Annotated in this window: 4 protein-coding genes; 3 read left to right on the forward strand and 1 reads right to left on the reverse strand. The window is 70.1% G+C overall.

What is annotated here, in order from left to right:
• Positions 1–678, reverse strand: a 678-nt coding sequence (locus tag ACJOT3_RS32930) for a Gfo/Idh/MocA family oxidoreductase (RefSeq protein ID WP_406977041.1), incomplete at its 3' end; no start/stop codon positions are given.
• 213 nt (positions 679–891) lie between these two features.
• Between ACJOT3_RS32930 and ACJOT3_RS32935 the strand changes: the two genes are divergently transcribed.
• From ACJOT3_RS32935 to ACJOT3_RS32945, 3 genes are all read left to right on the forward strand, one after another.
• Positions 892–2253, forward strand: coding sequence for an ABC transporter substrate-binding protein (locus ACJOT3_RS32935; RefSeq protein ID WP_406977042.1), 1362 nt, complete (start codon positions 892–894; stop codon positions 2251–2253).
• A 90-nt stretch (positions 2254–2343) separates the two neighbouring features.
• The gene (locus ACJOT3_RS32940) at positions 2344–3321 is read left to right on the forward strand and encodes a carbohydrate ABC transporter permease (RefSeq protein ID WP_406977043.1); all 978 of its coding nucleotides are present in this window, start codon (positions 2344–2346) and stop codon (positions 3319–3321) included.
• Positions 3318–4262 carry a carbohydrate ABC transporter permease gene (locus ACJOT3_RS32945; protein WP_406977044.1) on the forward strand — a complete coding sequence of 315 codons (945 nt, stop codon included), beginning with the start codon at positions 3318–3320 and terminating at the stop codon, positions 4260–4262. Before ACJOT3_RS32940 ends, ACJOT3_RS32945 begins: the two co-directional genes overlap by 4 nt.
• Positions 4263–4288: the final 26 nt, after the last annotated feature.

Genomic DNA, 4288 nt, shown 5'->3' on the forward strand with positions numbered 1-4288 from the left:
GTCGTCGGCCTGCACGTCCTCGCGCAGGGTGTCCACCTCGGCGTAGACCGAGGCGACCGGGCCGAACAGGTTGACCGCCTGGTCGATCAGGTGCGGCCCCAGGTCGTAGAGCAGCCCGGCGCCGCTGTCCACCGTGCCGCTCTCGCGCCAGGTGCCCTTGGCCTGCGGCCGCCAGCGCTCGAACCGGGACTCGAACCGGTGCACCCGGCCCAGGGCGCCCTCCTCCACCAGGTGCCACAGGGTCAGGAAGTCGGCGTCCCAGCGGCGGTTCTGGTACACGGTCAGCACCCGGCCCAGCTTCTCGGCCAGGTCGGTGAGCTCGCGGGCCTGCCCGGCGGTGAGCGCGAACGGCTTGTCCACCACCACGGACATGCCGGCCTCCAGCGCGGCCCGGGCCAGCGGGGCGTGGGTGTCGTTGGGGGTGGTGACGACGGCGATCTCGTAGCGCCCGGCGTCGGCCCACAGGTCGGCGACGGTCGGGTACACGGTGGCGCCGGGGTGGCGTTCGCGGACCGTGCGGGCGCGCTCGGGGTTCCCGGTCACCACGGCGGACAGGCGCAGTCCGGGGACCGCGTCGATGACCGGGGCGTGGAAGACCTCGCCCCCCTTGCCGTAGCCGATGAGGGCGACGTGCAGCTCGGGGCCGTCGTGCTCGGGGACCTGCGGTGCGTTGGACATGTCTCCAATTTACGGCTCCGGGGACCGGGTGCGGGAGCGCGCGGACCCAGTGTGCCGCGGGCCCGGGAAGTCATCGGGTCATGGGCGGTGACCAGGGCGTTTCGGCATCGTTACGAAATTATTTGCGGATTTTGTAGACATTTTCATGGGATGCGGATTGCATCATGTTCCAGCGTGCCCCGAGTCACATGTCCCCGCGCACAAGGGAGAGCCATGCCGAGAACAGAACCTGGGAAGAACCGCCGCCACCTGGCGCTGGTCGCCGCGGCGGGAGGCGTCGTCCTCCTCGCCTCCGGCTGCTCCTACCTGAGCGGTGAGGGCGGCGGAGGCGGCGGTACAGACGCCGCCGACGTCGACTGCGCCCCCTTCGAGGCGTGGTCGGACGTGGAGGGGACCGTCAGCATCTACTCCTCCATCCGCGACGAGGAGGCCGAGCGGATGGACCGCTCCTGGGCCGACTTCGAAGCCTGTACCGGCATCGACATCAAGCACGAGGGCAGCGGCGAGTTCGAGGCCCAGCTGCCCATCCGCCTCGAAGGCGGCAACGCCCCCGACCTGGCCCTCATCCCCCAGCCCGGCCTGCTCCAGCGGGTCGTCGAGGACGGCTACGCGGTGCCCGTCGCCGACGGCGTCCGCGCCAACGTCGAGGACGGCTGGGGCGAGGACTGGCGCGGCTACGCCACCTTCGACGGCGAGCTGTACGGCTCCCCCTACGGCGCCAACATGAAGTCGATGGTCTGGTACTCGCCGACCTACTTCTCCGACAACGGCTACGAGGTCCCCCAGTCCTGGGACGAGATGGTGGAGCTCAGCGAGACCATCGCCGAGGCCGGCACCCGCCCCTGGTGCGTGGGCTTCGAGTCCGGCGACGCCACCGGCTGGCCCGGAACCGACTGGATCGAGAACGCGCTGCTGCGCACCTCCGGCACCGACGTCTACAACCAGTGGGTGAACCACGAGATCCCCTTCGACGACCCGCAGGTCGCCGAGGCGTTCGAGCTGACCGACGGCATCGTCCGCAACCCCGACTTCGTCAACGGCACCTTCGGCGACGTGGAGAGCATCGCCGTCACCTCCTTCCAGGAGGCCGGGCTGCCGCTGCTCGACGGCGGCTGCGCCATGTACCTGATGGGGTCGTTCTACTCCGCGCAGTTCGAGGCCGACGTGACCGTCGCCGAGGACGGCGACGTGTACGGCTTCGTCCTGCCGCCGCTGGAGGCGGGCGCCGAGGTCCCGGTCATGGGCGGCGGCGAGTTCGCCGTCCCGTTCGCCGACCGGCCCGAGGTCGCCGCGGTCCACGAGTACCTGTCCACCCCGGAGTACGCCGAGAGCCGCGCCTCCCAGGGCTCCTGGGTGTCGGCCAACCGCAACATGGACCCGGGGGTGATCGAGGACCCGGCCGCCAAGTTCGCCGCCGAGGTGCTGCTCTCCCCCGACACGGTCTTCCACTTCGACGGCAGCGACGCGATGCCCTCCTCCGTGGGCACCAACGTGTTCTGGAACGGCATGGTCGACTGGGTCACCGGCACCTCCACCGAGGACGTCCTGGAGGCCATCGAGTCCTCCTGGCCGTAACGGCCCCTCGGGGGGACGGGGGCGGCGACCGGATCGCCGTCCCCTCCCCCGTCTCCCTTCCCCACCCGGTACTCACAAGGGGCCCCACCCATGGAGTTCTCGTTCCTGAACGAGCTTCCCAAGATCGTGTGGATGCTCATCGGGATCGCCGCCTTCCTCGGCGTCATCGGCCTGCTGCTGGTCGTCGTCGACGTGCCCCGCACCCGGCGCGACCGGTGGCAGGCGTTCCTGTTCCTCGCCCCCGCGCTGCTGCTGCTCGTGGGCGGGCTCGTCTACCCGGTCCTGCGCACCACCTACCTGTCCTTCCACGACCGCTCGGGCGACGAGTTCGTCGGGCTCGCCAACTACCTGTGGATGTTCCGGCGGCCCGAGATCCTGCTGGTGCTGCGCAACACCCTGCTGTGGGTGCTGTTCGCGCCGGTCCTGTCCACCGCGATCGGCCTGGTCTACGCGGTGCTGGTGGACCGGTCCCGGTTCGAGTCGGTCGCCAAGTCGCTGGTGTTCATGCCGATGGCGATCTCGTTCGTCGGCGCCAGCATCATCTGGCGGTTCGTGTTCGCCTACCGGCCCGCCGACCAGGAGCAGTACGGCCTGTTCAACCAGATCGTCGTGTGGTTCGGCGGCGAGCCGCAGCTGTGGCTGCTGCACCAGCCGATGAACACGTTCCTGCTGATCATGGTGCTCATCTGGGTGCAGGCCGGGTTCGCGATGGTCGTGCTGTCGGCGGCCATCAAGGCCATCCCCGCCGAGATCGTCGAGGCGGCGCGCATCGACGGCGCCGGGGCCTTCCAGCTGTTCCGGAGCATCACCCTGCCGTCGGTGTGGCCGACCGTCCTGGTCGTGCTCATCACCATCACCGTGCAGACCCTGAAGGTGTTCGACATCGTCCGCACCATGACCGGCGGCAACTACGGCACCAGCGTGATCGCCAACGAGATGTACAGCCAGGCGTTCTCCCAGGGCCAGATCGGCCAGGGGTCGGCGCTGGCGGTGTTCCTGTTCGTCCTGGTCATCCCGCTGGTGGTCCTCCAGATCCGGCGCACCCGCAAGGCGAGGGAGATGTCATGAGCGCCACCCCCACCATCACCGACGTCCGCGACGCGGGCCCGGCCGCCCGGGTGCGGCGCAGGCTGAGCGGGTCGGCGGCGAGCCTGGCGGCGCTGGTCATCGCCGTGCTGTGGACGGTGCCCACCGCGGGGCTGTTCATCTCCTCGTTCCGGCCCGCCGACCAGATCCGCACCACCGGCTGGTGGACGTTCTTCGCCTCCCCCGAGGTGACCCTGGACAACTACCGGGACGTGCTGTTCGGCAGCGCCAGCGACGGGCGGCTGGCCAGCCACTTCATCAACTCGTTCGTGATCACGCTGCCCTCGACGGTGTTCGTGCTGGGCGTGGCGGCGCTGGCGGCGTACGCGCTGGCGTGGATCGACTTCCGCGGGCGCGACTGGGTGTTCCTGGGGATCTTCGCGCTCCAGATCGTGCCCCTACAGATGGCGCTGGTGCCGCTGCTGCGCTTCTTCTCCCAGGGCGTGGTCATCGGCGGCGCGCAGATCCTGCCCGCCTGGGAGCTGACCGGGGCGATGGCGTTCACCAACGTGTGGGTGGCGCACACGGTCTTCGGGCTGCCGCTGGGCGTGTTCCTGCTGCACAACTTCATCTCGCAGCTGCCCAAGACGCTGTTCGAGGCCGCCCGGGTGGACGGCGCCGGGCACGGCCGCATCTTCCTGAGGATCGTGCTGCCGCTCATCACCCCGGCCCTGGTGTCGCTGGGCATCTTCCAGTTCCTGTGGGTGTGGAACGACCTGCTGGTCGCTCTGATCTTCACCGGCGGCGACACCGCCACCGCCCCGCTCACCGTGCGCCTGGCCGAACTGGCGGGCACCCGCGGCGAGGCCTGGCACCGGCTGACGGCGGGCGCGTTCGTGTCGATGATCGTGCCGCTGGTGGTGTTCTTCCTCCTCCAGCGCCACTTCGTCCGGGGCCTGCTCGCCGGCAGCGTCAAGGGCTAGTGCCCGCTTCGGGCCCCCGCCCCTCC

Source organism: Nocardiopsis protaetiae (genome assembly GCF_045446735.1).
In the GTDB taxonomy this organism is placed as follows: Bacteria; Actinomycetota; Actinomycetes; order Streptosporangiales; family Streptosporangiaceae; genus Nocardiopsis; species Nocardiopsis protaetiae.

Bases quoted from the DNA above. Each gene is read 5' to 3' on its own strand.
- ACJOT3_RS32935 (WP_406977042.1), top strand. From the start codon at position 892: ATGCCGAGAACAGAACCTGGGAAGAACCGCCGCCACCTGGCGCTGGTC.
- ACJOT3_RS32945 (WP_406977044.1), top strand. From the start codon at position 3,318: ATGAGCGCCACCCCCACCATCACCGACGTCCGCGACGCGGGCCCGGCC.
- ACJOT3_RS32940 (WP_406977043.1), top strand. From the start codon at position 2,344: ATGGAGTTCTCGTTCCTGAACGAGCTTCCCAAGATCGTGTGGATGCTC.